The organism is Vibrio penaeicida, assembly GCF_030689305.1.
In the GTDB taxonomy this organism is placed as follows: domain Bacteria; phylum Pseudomonadota; class Gammaproteobacteria; order Enterobacterales; family Vibrionaceae; genus Vibrio; species Vibrio penaeicida_B.
On the sequence record NZ_JAUYVM010000005.1, the window covers coordinates 185,531 to 204,414 of the forward strand.

General features: G+C 46.6%; 16 protein-coding genes. 13 read left to right on the forward strand and 3 right to left on the reverse strand.

The window, feature by feature from the left end:
- Positions 1-215 precede the first annotated feature (215 nt).
- The 12 genes from Q8W40_RS10505 (at position 216) to Q8W40_RS10560 (ending at position 12,331) form a co-directional block, all read left to right on the forward strand.
- Positions 216-1,205: a substrate-binding domain-containing protein gene (locus Q8W40_RS10505; RefSeq protein WP_305397098.1), complete on the forward strand. Its 990-nt coding sequence runs from the start codon at positions 216-218 to the stop codon at positions 1,203-1,205.
- Positions 1,206-1,278: 73 nt separating this feature from the next.
- Positions 1,279-2,793: a sugar ABC transporter ATP-binding protein gene (locus Q8W40_RS10510; protein ID WP_305397100.1), complete on the forward strand. Its 1,515-nt coding sequence runs from the start codon at positions 1,279-1,281 to the stop codon at positions 2,791-2,793.
- Positions 2,786-3,838: an ABC transporter permease gene (locus Q8W40_RS10515; RefSeq protein ID WP_305397101.1), complete on the forward strand. Its 1,053-nt coding sequence runs from the start codon at positions 2,786-2,788 to the stop codon at positions 3,836-3,838. Before Q8W40_RS10510 ends, Q8W40_RS10515 begins: the two co-directional genes overlap by 8 nt.
- Positions 3,831-4,898, forward strand: a complete 1,068-nt coding sequence (locus Q8W40_RS10520) for an ABC transporter permease (protein WP_305397102.1) — start codon at positions 3,831-3,833, stop codon at positions 4,896-4,898. Before Q8W40_RS10515 ends, Q8W40_RS10520 begins: the two co-directional genes overlap by 8 nt.
- Before the next feature lie 13 nt (positions 4,899-4,911).
- Positions 4,912-5,763, forward strand: a complete 852-nt coding sequence (locus Q8W40_RS10525; protein ID WP_305397103.1) for a sugar phosphate isomerase/epimerase family protein — start codon at positions 4,912-4,914, stop codon at positions 5,761-5,763.
- Positions 5,764-6,124: 361 nt separating this feature from the next.
- Positions 6,125-6,688, forward strand: coding sequence for a cupin domain-containing protein (locus Q8W40_RS10530; RefSeq protein ID WP_185829721.1), 564 nt, complete (start codon positions 6,125-6,127; stop codon positions 6,686-6,688).
- Position 6,689: 1 nt separating this feature from the next.
- Positions 6,690-7,133 (forward strand): GAF domain-containing protein, encoded by a 444-nt coding sequence (locus tag Q8W40_RS10535; protein ID WP_305397104.1) that lies wholly within the window; start codon positions 6,690-6,692, stop codon positions 7,131-7,133.
- 13 nt (positions 7,134-7,146) lie between these two features.
- On the forward strand, positions 7,147-8,742 hold the full coding sequence (locus tag Q8W40_RS10540) for an ABC transporter substrate-binding protein (protein ID WP_305397105.1): 1,596 nt from the start codon (positions 7,147-7,149) through the stop codon (positions 8,740-8,742).
- 24 nt (positions 8,743-8,766) lie between these two features.
- Positions 8,767-9,804, forward strand: a complete 1,038-nt coding sequence (locus Q8W40_RS10545; RefSeq protein ID WP_305397106.1) for an ABC transporter permease — start codon at positions 8,767-8,769, stop codon at positions 9,802-9,804.
- A complete protein-coding gene (gene nikC / locus Q8W40_RS10550) occupies positions 9,801-10,721 on the forward strand; it encodes a nickel transporter permease (RefSeq protein WP_305397107.1) in 921 nt (306 codons plus the stop codon). Before Q8W40_RS10545 ends, nikC begins: the two co-directional genes overlap by 4 nt.
- Positions 10,722-10,730: 9 nt before the next feature.
- Positions 10,731-11,582, forward strand: coding sequence for an ABC transporter ATP-binding protein (locus tag Q8W40_RS10555; protein ID WP_305397108.1), 852 nt, complete (start codon positions 10,731-10,733; stop codon positions 11,580-11,582).
- Positions 11,583-11,584: 2 nt separating this feature from the next.
- Positions 11,585-12,331, forward strand: coding sequence for an ABC transporter ATP-binding protein (locus Q8W40_RS10560; protein WP_305397109.1), 747 nt, complete (start codon positions 11,585-11,587; stop codon positions 12,329-12,331).
- Between the two features lie 109 nt (positions 12,332-12,440).
- Here the strand turns inward: Q8W40_RS10560 and Q8W40_RS10565 are convergent, their stop codons facing one another.
- Genes Q8W40_RS10565 through Q8W40_RS10575 form a run of 3 tightly spaced genes read right to left on the reverse strand, consistent with a single transcriptional unit; the run spans position 12,441 to position 16,651 of the window.
- Positions 12,441-13,229 (reverse strand): ADP-ribosyltransferase, encoded by a 789-nt coding sequence (locus tag Q8W40_RS10565; RefSeq protein ID WP_305397110.1) that lies wholly within the window; start codon positions 13,227-13,229, stop codon positions 12,441-12,443.
- 11 nt (positions 13,230-13,240) lie between these two features.
- A complete protein-coding gene (locus Q8W40_RS10570) occupies positions 13,241-13,993 on the reverse strand; it encodes an ADP-ribosyltransferase (protein WP_305397111.1) in 753 nt (250 codons plus the stop codon).
- A 15-nt stretch (positions 13,994-14,008) separates the two neighbouring features.
- Positions 14,009-16,651: a hypothetical protein gene (locus Q8W40_RS10575; protein ID WP_305397112.1), complete on the reverse strand. Its 2,643-nt coding sequence runs from the start codon at positions 16,649-16,651 to the stop codon at positions 14,009-14,011.
- A 927-nt stretch (positions 16,652-17,578) separates the two neighbouring features.
- Between Q8W40_RS10575 and Q8W40_RS10580 the strand changes: the two genes are divergently transcribed.
- Complete coding sequence (locus Q8W40_RS10580; protein WP_305397113.1) at positions 17,579-18,589, forward strand: AraC family transcriptional regulator; 1,011 nt, start codon at positions 17,579-17,581, stop codon at positions 18,587-18,589.
- The last annotated feature ends 295 nt before the right edge of the window (positions 18,590-18,884 follow it).

Below are 18,884 nucleotides of genomic sequence, written 5' to 3' on the forward strand. Positions count from 1 at the left end.
ATCGATTGTGCTAAATATGAGGCAGTAGGCAATAAATATGTGCAACAAGCTCACTCGTTTGCCTAACGCTTTTGTTTTTCTTTTTGCACAATCGATGGTGCTTTTAAGGTTGAAAGCATCTTACTTTGCAGAGCCAATTGTCATTGTTCGATTTGCTCTACGTTATTCAGCCGCGCTCTGAATAGAGTGTGATGAAGAAGAAGGATTTTAACGCTATGAAACGTTTGCTGAAACTGATCTCAATAGGTTCTCTCGCATTATTGGCTTCGTTGCCTGTTTTTTCTGGCGACAAACCGACCATGGGAGTGGTAGTAAAAATTGGGGGGATCCCTTGGTTTAACGCAATGGAAGAAGGCATTAAACAGCAGGGGAAAGCACTGGGGATGGATGCCTTTATGATAGGGCCAACCAGCGCCGACCCTGCACTTCAGGTTCGTGCAATTGAAGATTTGATTGCCCAAGGGGTCGATGCGATTGGTGTGGTTCCTAATGATGCAGAAGTGCTAGAGCCTGTGTTGGCAAAAGCGCGCCAGCAAGGAATTAAAGTCATCACCCACGAATCGCCTGCGCAAAAAAATGTGGATTGGAATTTTGAATTGGCGTCTGTAAAGGGTTTTGGTGATGCCTACGGAAAGTTACTGGCTGAAAAACTGAGCGGCAAAGGGCAATACGCTGTTTTTGTCGGTTCTCTAACGGTGCCACTTCATAACGCTTGGGCGGACGCGGCCATCGAGTATATCAAAGCAAACCATCCCGATATGACCTTAACAGGCGATCGCTATGGCGTGGCTGAAAGTGTGGATGATAGCCGCACAACGGCTTTGGACTTGATGTCGGCAAACCCCGGTTTGAAAGGTTTTCTCGCATTTGGAAGCCAAGGTCCAATTGGTGCAGCTCGAGCAGTGCAAGAGCGTAGAAAAACGGGTGAAGTACTGGTACTTGGTCCCTTTTCTCCAGGGCAAGGGCGCAAGCTCGTTCACAACGGTGTGCTAACTGGTGGCTTTATGTGGAACCCCATGGAAGCGGGCAAGGTGTTTGTGACTATGGCTGACAAACTCATCAAAGGAGAGACGATTCAGGCGGGTACCAACATTCCGGGTCTTGGTGTGGTCAACCCTGAGCCGGGCTCAACCAACTTAATTGTCGATCAACTGGTCGAACTCAACAAAAACACGGTAGACGATCTTGCCGCTATGGGGCTGTAACTCAGTGTCAGTAACACAATCGCGGGTCAGCTAACTTGACCCGCTTTAGTAAACCAGTGACAGGAGTTGTTGGGTGGATAGTTCTAGTGCAAATCAGAACCAAAAGTCGATTCTGAAGTTTCGGCACGTTTCGATTCGATTCGGTGGTGTGCAGGCTTTGGATGATGTCGAGTTTGAGGTAGGGGCTGGCGAGGTACATTGCCTTGCGGGAGAAAATGGGTGCGGAAAAAGCACCATCATTAAAGTGATTACCGGTGTTTATCAGCCTGCGCAAGGTGCGGAAATGGAACTGGCGGGTCAAAAGGTCAATAAGGTGACACCGCAGTTGGCACGTTCGTTAGGTGTGGCGGTTATTTGGCAAGATCTGGCACTGTTCCCAGAGCTGACTGTGGCAGAAAACATTGCAATGGAAAGCAGCCTAGGTATGAGACCGCGCTGGGTGAATCACGCCCACATGTCCGATATGGCAACGCGAGCTCTGAAAAAGCTTGGCGTGGATATAGATCTGAATCAAACGGTGAAATCCTTACCTATTGCGGAAAGGCAAATTGTCGCGATTGCTCGTGCTCTGGTCTCGGATGCGAAAGTTGTGTTTATGGATGAGCCTACTGCATCACTTACACAAGCAGAGACAGACTATTTATTAGATGTTGTTCGTAAGCTCTCAGATAGCGGTGTCGCTGTGGTGTTTGTGAGCCACCGGTTGGTCGAAGTACTGGAAATCTCCAACCGAGTTACTGTACTGCGTGATGGTCGGCTTGTTGGAGTATACAACACAGAAGACATGACGCAGTCTCGCCTGACGGAGCTGATGACGGGGAAGCTCTTGAATTCCGAAGTCGCGGCAACCGATACTCAAGATTTCCCCACTGTGCTTCAAACCCACAATTTGACGCGTCACAATGAGTTTTACGATGTTTCTTTAACCGTCAAAGAAGGCGAGGTGGTTGGACTCATTGGTCTAATCGGTGCAGGAAGAACAGAGCTTGGGAAAACCCTTTTTGGTATGTCTTCTCCCCAGTCTGGGTCCATTCATATGCATGGGAAAGTTACGCGCTTTCAATCGAATCGAGACGCGATTGATTCCGGCATCGCGTATCTTTCTGAAGACCGTCTTTCACTTGGTTTGATTCAAGAGCAATCCATAGCCGATAACATCGTATTGCCTGTTTTAGACCGCTTACTCTCCGGTTCAAAACTCATTTCCTCCGACAAGAAAAACGCACTGGTTACACATTGGATTCAAGAATTAGCCGTAAAAATTGGCTTGCAAGACGACGCCATCGCCACTTTATCTGGTGGAAATCAGCAGCGTATTGCCATTGCAAAATGGTTAGCCACTCAGCCTAAGTTACTGATTTTAGATTCCCCGACCGTTGGGGTGGATGTCGGTGCACGTGCGGGCATTTTTGAGATTGTGAGGAACCTAGCCAAACAAGGGCTCGGAATACTCCTCATCTCGGATGAGATTCAAGAAGTGTATTTCAATGCTGACCGAGTGCTTCACATGGCGGATGGGCACATCGCGGGCGAGTACGATCCGCGCCAGTTAGCGCTGAAATCGTTGGAAGAGGTCGTGTATGTCTGATTCAAATAAATCACTGCCGTGGTGGAAAGCGTTATATCGACACCAAGCAACAGAAGTCTGGCTCGGCGCGGTGTTGCTGCTGGCGTGTGTTGGCTTATCGCTGTCTACCGAGCAATTTTTTACCTTAACAAACCTGTTTGATTTGCTGAATGCCAGCTCCATCAATTTGATATTTGCTGTCGGGTTGCTGGTGGTTTTGATTGCAGGAGGCATTGATATTTCATTTGCCGTGGGCGCTTCGGTTGTCCAATACATCGTCGCCACCACCATCATTGATTTAGGAGGCGGCAGTTGGGCGCTGGGCGTGAGTTTGTCGGCGGTAGTTGGCATCGCACTTGGCGCGATCAACGCCGCGCTTATCCATCATTTTAGGATCATTTCTATAGTGGTCACCATCGCCACATTCAATGCCTTTTTTGGCTTGTTGATGTTTTTTACTCGTGGGGTTTCCATTTACAACCTGCCAGATTGGTGGACGGATCGAGTGATCATTTTTGAACATGAAATGGCAAACGGCTCGTGGGCGGAATTGACGCTTCCCGTCGTTGTTATGGCGGTGTGTGTGGTCGCGACATGGGGGCTCATTCGCCACACCAATATCGGAAGGCAGCTCTACGCGTTTGGCAATAACCCCGAAGGCGCTCGGCGAATTGGCATCAACATTGGCGCCATGCAGTACATAGCGTTTGGTTGGATGGGGATGATGGCGGGTATCGCTGGGCTTATGCAGGTCAACTATGCGCAAGAGGTTGTCCCTAACGCTATGTATGGGCGTGAGTTAGATGTACTGGCGGCAGTCGTACTTGGCGGGGCAAGGCTCGGTGGTGGTCGGGGCACCGTTCTTGGCTGTATTTTGGGCGTGATGCTGGTGGCGGTCACGCAAAACGGTCTTAATTTGTTAGGAGTATCGCCCTATGCCTTCAAGATGGTCGTTGGCGTGGTGATATTGGTGGCCATTTCCGTTTCAAATATGGATTGGTCTACCGTGTCTTTGCCTTCGGGGCGGTTTAAAAGAGCGATGACAAAAGGAGGGGCACATGAGTGATCAATCTGTTCGTCATACTAATAGTCAATCTTCGCCTAAGCGCTCTGCGTCTGAGCTATCTTCGACGAAAAAAGGCGATTCCGTTTGGTCTCACTTTGTTAAAACAGTGGGTATCGAGAACGTCGGCTTAAGTCTGTTACTGGCAGCGGTATTTATCGGTTTCAGTTTGGCGTCGCCCCGTTTTTTGTCAGTGGCTAATTTTGAATCCATGGCGTTTCAATTACCGGAACTCGGTATTTTAACTCTAGCTATGCTGCTGCCGATTTTAACGGGAGGTTTGAATCTCGCCATCACCTTCAGCGCCAATTTTTGTGGGCTGACGCTGGCGTGGATTTTGACTCAATTTGGTGGAACGGATGCGTCTGTCGCAGCATTTATTGGTGGTTGTTTGGTGGCGCTATTGGTTGGGGCGCTGTCTGGTTACATGATGGGCTCAGTGATCGCGTACACCAATGCACACCCAATTTTGGTTTCACTCGCCATGATGATTTTTTTACGCGGGCTAGGTGAGTTTCTTACCCGTGGGAAAGACATTTCGGGGTTCCCTGATTTTATTCAACCTTTAGGGCATGGCAGCGTCTTGGGGATACCCATTCCTCTCTTGATCATGCTTTCGGTATTTTTGATTTGCTATGTCTTTCTTGCCAAAAGTCGGCTTGGTCTCATCACCTATCTAATGGGCTCAAATATCGAGGCGGTGCGTTATTCCGGTATTCACACCAAACGCGCTCTCACGTTGGTGTATACCTTGTCTGGCGTGCTTTGCGCCGTGGCTGGCATAGTCATGATGCTGCGTTTCAACTCGGTGCGAGTTGGGCATGGCGAGTCTTACTTGTTAATAACCGTGTTGGCTTGTTTCCTAGGTGGCGTCGACCCGTTTGGTGGGTTTGGCAGGGTGGTGTCTGTTCTTCTGGCGTTAGTGATTTTGCAAGCGCTCTCTTCCGGTTTGAATTTAATAGGTATTAATCAACATTTTGCTACCGCGGCGTGGGGGCTTTTTTTGATTGCCGTCATGGTAATCCGATGGGGCTGGATACGCTTCTACAGAAAGAAAGTTTAATAGGAGAAACAAAATGAAAGGATTTGGTGTACATACTAGTATGTGGGCATTGGAGTGGACCCGTGAAGGAGCAGAACGTGCGATTTCCGAAGCCAGCCAATATCAAGGTATCGATTTTTTAGAAATCACCATGTTGGATCCCCCTGGCGTGGATGCCCCTCATACCCGCGCGCTATTGGAAAAAGCAGAGCTCAATGCCGTGTGTTCTTTGGGCGTGCCTTTGCATTGTTTGCCTTCTCAAGTGCCAGACAAAGCGTTCGACTTTCTTAAGCTAGCCATTGATAAAACGGTGGCTCTGGGGGGGCAATCACTCACCGGGGTAACGTATGGTGGTATCGGTGAAAGAACGGGAAAGCCGCCGACACAAAAAGAGTTGGATAATGTCGCCATAACCATGAGGCAAACGGCGGACTATGCGAAAAAACAGGGCATTGAATTGGGCATTGAAGTGATCAACCGGTACGAAAATCACTTATTCAATACTGCGTGGCAAGCCGTGGAACTGCTAGAAAGAATTGGCTCTGACAACATCTTTATTCATTTGGACACGTACCATATGAACATTGAAGAGAAAGGTGTTGTGAATGGAATACTTGATTGTAAGGAGCACCTAAAATACATCCATTTATCCGAAAGCGATCGCGGTGTTCCAGGTACAGGAACGTGCGATTGGGAAGAAGTGTTTGCTGGGTTAGCTGCGGTGGGTTTTAAGGGAGGAATGACTATGGAAAGTTTCATTAACCTTCCACCGCAAATCGCGTCTGCTTTGTCGGTTTGGCGACCAGTCGCAGAAAGCCCAGAAGAAGTGATGACGAATGGGCTGAGTTTCTTAAGAAACAAAGCCAAACAGTATCGCTTATTGTAATTTCAACGTATGAACTGCCAGATAAAACTTTAGTTATCTGGCAAGTTTACAATGTAAATTCACCTCATCACCTTTCAATAAGTTGTCCTATCTTATCTTTCGCTTCGGTATAACGTTTTTATAGTTCGTGAGCGAGCGTATTACCTTTTTCCATAAAAAAACGTAAAACCACCTTCTTTTCGAAAACTTACGCTATTTCAGTGCGTCATTATTCATAATTTTTCTGTTTTGGTGTTTTTATCAATAATGTGATCTGGTTGTTATTCGATCAGTTGGTCGCATCTTGAACTAAACATATTTTTACGTATAGTAAAATTTTTACACATTTAACATAATGGAAACATGCTGGGGTGTAACAGGTATGGATGCTTATTCTCTTGGTGCAAGGATTCGTAGAAAACGAAAAGAATTAGGAAAAACATTGCAACAAGTCGCCGATGAATCTCGGTTCTCTATTGGTTTTTTGTCGCGTGTTGAGCGTAACGATGTTTCACCCTCCCTCTCGTCGCTCGCGATCATTGCGAACGTATTGCAGTCGGATATGGAAAGCTTTGTTTCGGTGCCGAGCAATGCAGGTTCAGTGATTTTGGCTGAAGATCGTGCCGGTTTTTCCTTACCCGATGGCAAAGCACACTATCAGCAGCTTTCGAGTGATTTTCCTGGTAAGCGAATCAATGGGGCCGAAGTCCTTTTGGAGCCGGGGTTTCAAACCGAAGCAATGGTCCATGAGGGGGAAGAGTTGTGTGTGGTGTTGGATGGGCAGTTGACATTAACCCTCAATAATAAAACTCAAGTGCTCACCAGTGGTGATAGTGCTCATTACAGCGCGGCCATTCCTCATCAATGGCGCAATACGCATACCACGCCATGCCGAGTGATGTGGTTTGGCGACCTCGATATCTTTGCCCATCATAAGGAAGAGTGACATGAGCGAGAATTTCGCGAGTTTTGAACGCACTCAGCAAGAACTGAAATGTGCGGTGGGTTTTAAGTTACTGACCATTATGTGCCTAACCAGCAACCAAGCCTGTCGATGCTACACCAGTGACGCTAATCACTACCCAGTAAGCGGTGTGAAACCTTTAGAGTTTGATGATTGGCATCAACAGGTGGTTGTTATGGCGACACCTTTTGTGTGTAACGAGCGCGCTTTATTGGATAAGCATTTAAAAGACAGCGCTTTGTTTGAAAAACTTCAGCTCGGTTCAGCCATTAATCTTCCTGTGATGTTTCAGGATGAAGTTATTGGCACCATCAACCTCCTCGATGAAGAGGGGGCCTACCTTAGTATTGATTTACCCAATGCAATGGAAGTTGCGCAGCAAGTAGCACCCGACTTAATGGCTTTTCGGCGTGCACTTGAAAAGTAACAGGAGACATTACGTGAAGTACTTAAATCAACACCTTATCTGGCGCAAGCTAGCCGTTACCACCAGCATGTTGTTATGCACATCAACGTTTGCAGCCACGCCACCATCCACACTAGTAGTAGCAAAAAACATTGATGACCTCGCTACACTCGATCCTGCACAAATTTACGAGTTTACTGGCGGGGAATTGAGTAACAGTTTGTACGACCAACTGGTGGAATACCATGCAGGAGCAACGGACACGTTGGTCGGCGGGTTAGCGAGTTCTTGGCAAGCGGACAGCAGCAATCGCACCATCACTTTTGAACTGGATAAAAAGGCGAAGTTTGCCTCGGGCAATGACGTGACAGCCGACGATGTCGTGTACTCATTTGTGCGAGTCATGAAGCTCAACAAAACCCCGTCTGCTGTTGTGAAACAACTGGGTTGGAACGCAGACAACATCGAATCCCAAGTGGTTAAAGTGGATGATGACACCGTCAAAATCCGTTACAAAGAGGGCATTTCCCCTGATTTTGCCTTAAACACGTTAACGGCGACTGTCGCGTCTATCGTGGACAGTAAAATGGTGAAAAAACATCAGAAAGATGGCGACATGGGCAACGCATGGTTAAACAAAAATAGTGCGGGTTCTGGTCCCTTTTCTCTTCGGATCTGGAAGGCGAACGACACGGTTGTGCTTAGCGCCAATAAAGATTGGTGGGAAGGCGATTTAGCGATCAAACAAGTGATTTACCGCCACATTGTTGAGCCAACCACTCAGCGTATCATGTTAGAAAAAGGCGACATCGATATCGCGCGCGGTTTGGGACCGGATCAAGTTCAAGCCATTGCCGACAATTCTGATTTGAAAGTCGAAGATTACCCTCAATCGGCGGTGTATTTTTTCTCGTTTAATGTGAAAAATGACAAGTTGAACAACCCAGAGTTTTGGCGCGCAGCGAAATACCTGATTGATTACAAAGGAATGGCAAATTCGTTCTTAAAAGGTCAATTTAAAGTGCATCAAGCATTTTGGCCACAAGGTATGCCTGGCGCTGTGAGCGATACCCCGTATTCATTAGATGTGGCAAAAGCCAAGCAGATTTTAGCGGACGCTAAGATAGAGAATCTCAGTCTGAAAATGGATTACATCAACAGCGAGCCTTTCTCTAGCATGGCGCAATCGATTCAAGCCACATTTGCCGACGCTGGTATTGCGATCGATTTGGTACCGGGTACAGGGAATCAGGTCATCACCAAATACCGTGCGCGTGAACACGAAGGCATGTTGTTGTACTGGGGACCAGATTATGCCGATCCTCATTCAAACGCGGGGGCGTTTGCCTACAATGCCAACAACGATGACGACCACTATGTTTCCACTACAACGTGGCGTAATGGCTGGCAAGATCTCGCATTGAACAAGAAAGTAGAAGCCGCACTGAAAGAAACCGATCGCGAAAAACGCTTGCAGCAATACCGTGATTTGCAACATGACGTGATGGAAAAATCGCCCATTGTCGTGATGTTCCAAAATCAAGCGCAAACCGCACTTCGCGCGAACGTTAAGGGCTACGAGCAAGGCTCATCCGCCCATCAGGTGTATTACTCAAAAGTCACTAAATAGGTCGATAATAGAGGGATCGCAGTCATGATGGAGTCGAGCAGTAAACTCCTTTCAGTCAGTTTGATGCTAGTAAAGCAAACGTCCATGGTTGTCGTAACCTTGGTAGCACTGTTGGCTGTGACCTTTTTTATCGGTCGAGTCATGCCTATCGACCCCGTGGTCGCTGTGGTGGGCGACCGCGCTAGCCCTGAAGTGTACGCTCAAGTCGAGGCTGAACTCGGCCTCGACAAATCATTGCCAGTCCAGTTTTGGCGCTACTTACAAGATGTTACAAGCGGTAATTTAGGCATGTCACAAAGTACTGGAAATACGGTGCTGGAGGACATTAGCAACTTCTTTCCCGCCACGCTAGAGCTGGCGACATTGGGCATTATCGTGGGTGTTTTACTCGGTGTGCCTCTTGGTATTTGGGCGGCGCTCCATCGAGGTACATGGCAAGATAACCTCATTCGAGTCTTTTCGCTGGTGGGTTACTCCACTCCTGTATTTTGGTTGGGTTTGATTGGGCTGTTGGTGTTTTATGCCAAGCTCGATTGGGTAGCCGGACCAGGGCGATTGGATATCGGCTACGAGTATTTGGTCACGCCAGTGACAGGGATGATTTTGGTGGATTCCGCGCTAGAGCAGCAATGGGATGTATTTTGGAACGCCATCAGTCATTTAGTTCTGCCCGTTCTTATCTTAGGTTACTTCTCCATGGCGTACATTGGCCGCATGACTCGTTCATTGATGTTGGATGAGTTAGAAAAAGAATACGTGGTGACGGCGCGAGTGAAGGGGGTCAGTGAATTTACTCTAATCACTCGGCATTGCTTAGTGAATATTCGAGTCCCGCTGATTACGATCTTGGCGCTTACTTACGCCAGCTTACTTGAAGGCGCGGTATTGACTGAGAGTGTGTTTGCTTGGCCTGGTTTGGGTGCATACATTACTAATGCGTTGTTTTCTGCCGACATGCCTGCAGTACTGGGGGGCACGTTGGTCGTGGGGATCTGCTTTGTGAGTTTGAATTTATTAGCGGAGCTGGCTTACCCACTACTCGATCCAAGGGTGAAACGATGAATTCTTCCATCAAGTCTTCCATGAAACCATCGCTAAAACAGTGGCTGTTGAATGATAGCCCAACCAGCCAGTGGCAGGCGAGATGCGCAAACTGGTATCGAGTTTGGTTAGCGTTGTGTGGCAATCCACTCACCTTGATGGGGATTGCACTGCTGGTGTTATTAGTGGCAGCGGCGATATTGGCGCCATGGCTAGCACCCCACTCCCCCATTGAAACGAATTTAGAATTGCGTTTGCTAGCACCTTCTTCTGATTTTTGGCTTGGCACAGATCACCTTGGGCGCGACATCTTTTCTCGCTTGTTATATGGCGCGCAAGTTACTGTAACCATTGTGCTTTTAGTGGTTGTTACAACAGCGCCTCTTGGGCTTATGATCGGTGTGGTTGCGGGGTATTTCGGTGGGTGGGTAGAGCTGGTGTTAATGCGCATTACCGATATTTTCCTCGCGTTTCCTAAGTTAGTGATGGCACTCGCCTTTGTCGCCATCTTAGAACCGGGTTTAGGTAACGTAGTTTTGGCCATTGCCATAACCGCGTGGCCCCCTTATGCACGGGTAGCTCGTGCAGAAGCACTTACATGCCGAAACGCCGATTACATTCAAGCAGCAAAGCTGTCTGGCGCTTCGCCAATACGAATTTTGTACAACCATATAGTACCGATGTGTATGACCTCTGTGATCATCCGTGTCACCTTGGATATGGCAGGGATCATTCTCGTCGCAGCAGGGTTAGGATTTTTGGGGTTGGGTGCGAAACCGCCCACGCCAGAGTGGGGCATGATGATCGCAGAAGGTCGCTCTTTTTTATTGGATCAATGGTGGGTCGCTACCATTCCGGGCGTGGCCATTTTATTGGTCAGCCTAGCGTTTAACTTGCTTGGCGACGGTCTTCGTGACGCCCTTGAAGGCAAGCAATAGGGAGTGCGCATGTCATTATTGAAAGCCGAAGAGCCGTTGTTAAAAGTCGACAATCTCACCGTCACCTTTCCTACTGCGAAGGGGCCGGTGGACGTGGTGAAAAACTTTAACCTTGAAATGGGGAAAGAAAAAATTGGCATCGTTGGCGAATCGGGTTCGGGAAAATCCATGACGGCACGAGCCATCTTAGGTTTGTTGCCGCAAGCAGCGTCGATGAAAGCAAAGAGCCTCTCTTTACAAGGAGCAAGCTTGTTGGATTTATCACCGCGCCAGTGGCGACAAGTTCGAGGTAAAGCGATCACCATGGTGATGCAAGATCCCAAATTTTCGTTGAATCCGGTACTCACCATAGAGCGGCAACTGCTTGAAACTTGGAAGTTGCACCACAAAGGCAACAAACAGGACGCGCAGCAAGCGATTTACGAGGCACTTTCTGAAGTGGCGATTCGAGATCCAGAGAGAGTCTTAGCGTGTTATCCCCATCAACTTTCTGGTGGCATGGGGCAACGAGTAATGATCGCCATGATGTTACTGCCTCAACCGAGCATTCTGATTGCCGATGAAGCTACATCAGCATTAGACGTCACCGTGCAAAAACAAGTGTTGGAATTGCTAAATAACTCTGTGGAAGCACATGGTACTGGCTTGATTTTGATTAGCCACGATTTGCACCTTGTCGCTGAATTTTGCGACCGAATCATTGTTATGTATCGCGGCGGTATTGTGGAAACCCTATTGGCGTCTGATTTGCACCAAGCAAAGCATCCATATACGCAAGGCTTGCTGGCTTGTTTGCCCAGTTATCAAAAGCGCGGTCAGCTTCTCTCCACGTTAAATCGCGATCCAGCATGGGAAAAATAGACATGATAGACATCCGCAATACCGATATTTATTGGGGGGAGTTTCTTGCAGTTAAGCAGTTTAACCTTAACGTCGCTGCTAACCAGTGTGTTGGCTTAGTAGGCGAGTCTGGTTCGGGCAAGTCCACCGTTTTACAGTTACTCACCGGTATCAATCAAGAGTGGCAAGGTGAAGTAGACATCGCAGGGCAACGTTTGGACACCGGTAAGTCTTACCCCAAGACGCTTCGTAAAGATGTGCAAATGGTGTTTCAAGACCCGTATGCGTCGTTACATCCTAAGCGAACCATCGACCAAACTCTGTCGGAAGTCGCGCATATCCACGGTCTGGGTGACGTATCTAAAAAGGTGTCCGGTGTGTTGTCGGATGTTGGGCTGGATGCTCGGTTTCGTTTTCGTTATCCCAGCCAGTTATCCGGCGGACAAAGGCAACGTGTCGCCGTGGCTCGTGCACTGATCAGTAAGCCCAAATTGGTGCTGCTGGATGAACCGACATCCGCATTGGACGCGTCGGTACAAGCGGAAGTACTCAATTTGTTACGCCAGCTTCAACAACAACATCAACTTACCTATCTGATGGTGAGCCACGATCTCGACGTGGTGAACTGGCTATGTGATGACGTATACGTCATGTGTCAGGGTCAGCTCGAAGAGCAGACGGATGTGCATCGGCTGGCGCGTCATCAGGCGACGAGCGAGTATACGCATAAACTTCTCGCTGCTACACATGGCGAAAAAGTCTGCGATTAAATACTCTTCCCGCTTTTGATGCACAGGCACAGTCTTGGTAGAGGCATAGTAAATTATTTGTTCTTTTAGACGATACCTCTCACGAAATAATCGTGAGAGGTAATGGCTATCACAGACAATACAATGCTGAGCGAGTTCGAAGTGACTCTTCTTCGCCACTAAAGCTATCGTAAATATGTATATCTGGCTCAGCCTTTAGGTATTTAGCCGGATTTTTTATTTCTCTCAGTTTGATGTAATTCTTTCTCGCTGAAATTCTTTCAATTGCTTCAACACGGAAGTAAGTGTTTGGCTTCGCTAAAATTTCTGCTTCATATGCTTTGAAGGTATACGCATTAATTGCTCGCCCTGATGACTTCAATTCAATTTTGAACTGAGCAGCAGACAGGTCCTGATATACCCCCGCAGCAGAGTGATTTCTTGCCATACTTGGAATGGTCGATGTCGATAAAAATGCCTTTTGATGCAAAATGTCACCAATATTAAGTTTTTCCAGAAGGCTGTTTTTAATGGATGAGCCTCGATAAACAGTCCCTTTAAAATTAGGCAACTTATTCATTGCGCTCCGCATCTGGGAAACTCGCGTTTTGAGAGCTTCCCCATAACCTGCCATCAGAAACTCTTTCGGTTCACCTGCTCGCATGTACTCATTCACGATATCATGGTCAACGCGACCATAACGTTTAATCGCCGAGTACTCTTCTGGGAGCATTTTTTTCTCTGCTTTGGCATGATGAACGATCGTCCAATCCATCAAATCATCCGCCATCTGTTCTTGTTGCATCGGTGATAGGTCTTGCCCTTTAAACTCAGCGAAATCTTCTGCAAATGCATAGCTCTGAGCGGCAATTGTCTGAGTGGCAATTGTTAACAACGTAGCGAATAGTCTCTTTTTCATATTATGCTCCCTTATCCACTGCAGACTAGAGATCGCCAGTAAGATTGGCTTATCTCTTCACCTGAATAGAGGTTGTATGTTTTCCCCGTCGTCGCCTCATGTGACGAGACGGTCTCTAGCGCCACCATTGAAGCACCTTGATTCAACTCGATATTTGTCACTCTGTAGTAAGTGTTAGGTGGCAACAATACTTCGGCTTCTCCCCCAAATTCAGACAGCCCCCCAAGTGCACGACCATGATTTTTCACTTGAACTTCATACAACACTCGCTGTAAAGGCTTTGAGGAATTCGGCCTTACTACAGCAAACCGCTTCGCAATGTCAGGAATAGTGCTGCTTGATGTAAAAGCAGGCTCAACCACGACATCTCCAACTTGGAGTTTGTTCAAAAGAGACTGCCTTGCCCACGCGCCACGATAAGTTACCCCCTTGTAGCGAGGCAGTTTTTTCATAGCGCTGCGTACTTGCTTAATAAACGTTCTCGCACTTTTTCCTGAACTGCCCCATGTAGACGTATCCGTGGCTCTTAAATAGTCATTCGCAAGTTGATAACCAGAGACAGAAAAATCCTCCAACGCTTCCGCTTCGTTTGCTGTCATCAATTTGTATCGCCAACCACTGGAAGCTTTTGCCCAATCAGAAAATTGTGACGCCAGTTCATCGACTTGCACTTTGCTGCGCAAAGGGGCTTTCAATGCATCGAATGGCGTAGCCTGAACAGCAAAGCTAAAACAGAGAATACAGAGTGAAATAACTCTCAACATAGTTTGCTTCTCCTATTACCAATACCTTGGGTTGTTTGGGCTTAAATCACAGGAAATATTTAACGTATTCTGCTTGTTAACCCCGAATCGAATCGCACTAAACAGCTCTAACTGTTGACGAGTCACGCTGTCAAACCAATCAGAAAATGGTGTCAACCAATACAATGATTCGTCACCTGAGATCTTAAATAAGGCATCTCGAAGCTGTGGGTAATTAATTTCACAAGATCGACCCGGTAGGTTGGTGAAGTTCTCGTTGACTTGAACAAGCAGGTCGAGCTTTCTACCCAGTTCAGAATTGGTGTTAAACAAGTCATCAATGGAGGCATGCAAACGCACGTCATAACTCACCTCTTCACCACCATTCGCTGGGTAGTAATACGCTGAATCGATATCGTCGATGTTGTGATAGACATCTAACGTTAAGTACCGAAGAAGATGCGCAGGTAAAGGCTCAGAAAGTAATGCGGTTGTCCCCATTTCTCCAGAAGCATAGTGACCCGTAGAAATATTCTGCGCATGGACAATGGCAATGTATCTCTGGAAATCACCAATCTGTGAAGCAAGCCATTCCTCACCATTGCTGTCAGCGACACTCATCGCCTCTAAAATGCGGTTTTTTACAATACCTTTCGCCAACGGCAACGAGGCAGAAAGGTTTCTAATATTTAAGTTCGAAGCCTTAAGTGCTGATGCAATTAGAGGTGCATGTTTATCAAGGTCGAAACTTCCTGGATAAAGGTAGCTATAAAAACCACTAACGTGAGCCGCTTGCCATTCACTCTCTAATGCCGAGCGAATAAACCCTTCTAGATTTGCCAAGCGTTTTGAATGGACGTAGTACCCAGAGTCTTTGTTTCTTTCGTGCCAGTCAGCAATGTGGTGTAGTGAGGACTCTCGAGACAAGTTTTCTTTTTCTAAGTAGCTTGAAGACCATGCCGCACAGGCATTTCCACCGCCACATTCAGCCTCTAACGCTGCGCTTGAATCAAACAACCAACGCATAACTCGAGCTTTGTCGGTTTCCGCGTTTCTGATAATACGTTGTTTATCGGAGAAACTTAGGATCTGTTGCTCAAGCCAAGCCTCTTCATGTTGAGAGCTCCAACCTTCGTTGATCAATTCATCCATAGATTGAGAAAATACACGTTTGATAGCACCGCGATTTGGCATCACCATCTGCGAAATTACTTCATCTTTTGACGACTCATAATGCTCTTTTTTTGCAGGGATCCACGTGTATTCCGTACACCCTCTGAAGTTCGGGTCACCCCCAAGAATCCCAATTCGAGTACACTTCCTATACCCTTCTTGAATAACAAAGTACTTTTGACGACGTTCGGTTGCCGTGGCTGGGCGCCCAAAAATACTGCGAGACATCTCATCTATCGCTAAATAATCCGCTTGCTCTTTAAAGTAGCGATGGGCATTCGCAACCGCCTCTGAATCAAACAAACGATCGATGGTATTCCTGCCTTCTGCATACATCTCCGCTTTTAACTTGGTTCTAAGATCATCAAGTTGTGTGTTGGCGGTCTCGACGATTTTGATCTTCGCATTAAGAGTTCGTCGATATAGTTGGTGCAGGGATTTGCGATCCAAACCTTCCACTTCCCCATTTTTAAGATCGCCCAGTACCGTTACAGCTAGGTCTAAATGGTCTTGCTGGCAATGCTGCAAGCGCGCTAAAGCTTGATTGGCTTCTTGTTTCGATGGCACATACATCGGGCGGTTGTTGTTTTCTTCCTGATCTGGGTATAAGGCCAACAGTGCATCGATCTCAGTTCGGCAAGTTGAAGCAAGATCAGAGGCAAACAGTTTGGCATTCGCACCTTGTAGCGCGAGCTTATTAAAAATGGCTTTCTGAACTTCGCTCTCTACCGAGTTAATCAAGGTCTCGGCTAATACGGCTTGCGCTTTTAGTGCTTCTTGATAATGCTGTTGGTACTTGAGTGCTACATCAGAGGCATAGCCCTTCGCGAGCGCCTCAAGCATGCGCTGTTGGCTTGAGGCGAGATCAGCCCAATGCTGCTTATCTTTTTTATCTTGTTGAGTGACAATATCGTCATGAACGGTAAAGCTATAGTGATCCCCCGCTGCAACCCGATCCCAGCGTGCGGTTAAGATCTTACGATCAATTTCTCGCTCAGGTAGCTTGAGTACACCAAACCAGTCAATTAGGCTCATTACTGTCGCAAAGCGGTCGTAAGACGTTTTCGTTTCATCTTCAAAAGCTTGAGCCACTTCATTGGACCACAACCCCACAGCGATGGTGTCGCCCACAGGTCCTAAAGCTTCAAGTGCACCCTTAGCAAAACCAGCTGTCGAGCGCCCTATTGTCGCGAGCAAACTCGCCGCTTCTTCAGATTCAAGAACGGCAACATTTGCAGGGCCGACTTCAAGCAGTGATGCAGTTTCTGGGAAAACTTCGTCAGCTTCGGTAAGCGAAGGTCTAGCGTCAGCATGGTGTTCTGGCGCAGACAAAAATAAATCTTCTGGCGTTAGATCTTCACTGAAATTTCGGTAATTTGATTTACGTATGTCGTGGAAGCTCTCGCGATCCAGTACGTTATATTCATCGCCAATGTTACAGACTTCAAAGGCACTAACACAGGGGGAGGCAATGGCACACGCCAACACCAGTTTTCGTAACTTCATATAATTATCCTTGGTTGGAGAAGTTATTTGCTTCTTACAGGAAGCAGCAAGCCTCCGGTTACTCATTCGCAACCGGAAATAAACGCTTTTAATTAGGATGCTCTCTTAGATAAACCTTGAGAGCAGAGAGACTTGGAGTTAAGTCGTTGGGTTATGCCGAGGGATCATTGAGTTCATAGACAGCCAAACTTTATTGTTATGTTTATTACCTCCTGCGCACAAGACAGTCTGTTAGGAAGAAGCTATCAAGATGTCAAAGGCGCTATTTTTTATTGTCTTTATGATGTTTCGCAAAATATTAAACCAGTATATGCATGTTCAGGCAATGCATCTTGTCTCTATTTATTGTAAGTTATTCGCTACTTAATGTAATGATAAATAAGACATTAAAGTTTATTAGGGTTGATTTTGGGAATGTTCCCATTATGGATAATAATAACAATATAGATGACTGTTTCAATTTAAAAATCTTTAGCGCGGTTATGTCATTGGCCATTAGTAGTAGATGAAACATTAGGGGGTTTTGAGTAAAAAAAGCCGCAGAGCAGACAAAATTCCGAATCGCAATGTGCACAAATTATTCGATAAATCTATCATTAAGGCATTGTTTTATAACATCTTTACTATTTGATTAAGAATCAATCACATCATCAAATGGTTAATATCTCATAAGATGAAAAGAAATAAGCTATTGCAACAACGGCATTGAATCATTATCGATATATCAATCAGTACCAATTCTGGATAATTTTTGCACAATTCGGATATAGCGCTGGGTACGCGTAGACTATCTTGTGTTTACTATGTAAATAGAATGTTAATGACTCGGATGGGTTTGAGTAGCTTTGAATAACTCAATGCACCCGTATTCCGAGCAAAGGCATCATAACGAAAAGCAGTTTGACGCAATATAGTGAGGAGTGACGGATGTATGACTCCAGAATAAATAACTCATTGTTTCGTTTGGTTGATCAGGAATTTAGCCAATCGGAAAGGCTTCTTTTTTCCTCTGGGAATGTGACGGAAGTGTGCGATGCCGTTGGGCAAGTCATGAAGTCTCATTCACTTTCGGTGAAAGAGGATCGTACCAAGCTGGATGCGAGAATGCATTTTTTGCAGCTGGGTGAAATTTCGGTGAGCCGCCTTCATTACGGTGCTAGTGTGGACATTGAACCCGGTGCAATGAAAGAGTTTTTTCTTGTCCAAATGCCCCTGTCTGGCCGGGCTGTGATTGAGAGCCCACACAGCGTGGTGGATTCCACAACAAATCTTGCCTCTGTGCTAAGCCCTGACGACAGTGTGAGCATGCAATGGAAGCCAAATGTTGATCAACTAATGATCAAAATTCCAAAGCCATTAATTGAGCGCACGGTGGTGGGCATAACGGGTCACGCCTTACATGAAACGGTTCGGTTTGATTTGGGGTTTGAATGGCAAAGAAGCCGAGAGTGGACAAGCTTACTTTGGTATTTGTTGACTTACGCCGCTCAGATTTCACCGTTCGAAAACCAGAATAGCTTGATCCTTGGGCAGCTAGAACAGTTGGTCGCCACGTGTTTGCTAAGTTGCCATTCTCACAATTACTCCGCTAACGCCGCTAACAGTAAACCGTCTATTCGTCCTCGGCATGTTCGTATTGCTCAATCGTATATTGATGCACACTTGAATGAAGACATCACCGCAGAAAGGCTTGCAGGAGTTGCTGGTGTCAGTGTACGTAGCTTATACGGTGGATTTAAAGACTTTCTTGGTATCAGTCCGATGCAATATTTGCGCAATCTGAGAATGGAAAAGGTGCACTCAGAATTGCAAGGTGGACAAGCACAGAGCGTTACAGGGGTAGCAATGAAGTGGGGATTTTCTCATATGGGTCGGTTCAGCGTTGCGTATAAAAATCGTTATGGTGAAAGCCCAAGCGAGAGCTTAAGACGACTTTAATCTATTTGTTTTCAATTTTTTACCTTTTTAACCTCTTTCAACTTTCTACATTCTTCTCTTTTATGAAAAGCCCCTTTCGATAGGAACAACCTATTCGAAAGGGGGCTATACTCAAACCACCTCAAGATGCTAGGTTCAGCGGCTTCTTATCTATAGATTTGGGGCTTTGTTTTCAGGCAAGGCACCAATTTGCAGATCTAGTGGTTCTAAATCAATAATTGGTAACGCGGCATGAAAATAAAGCAAACTCGCCCTTGGGAGCTCATCTTCTGTCCCATTTCATCGTCAAAGAACT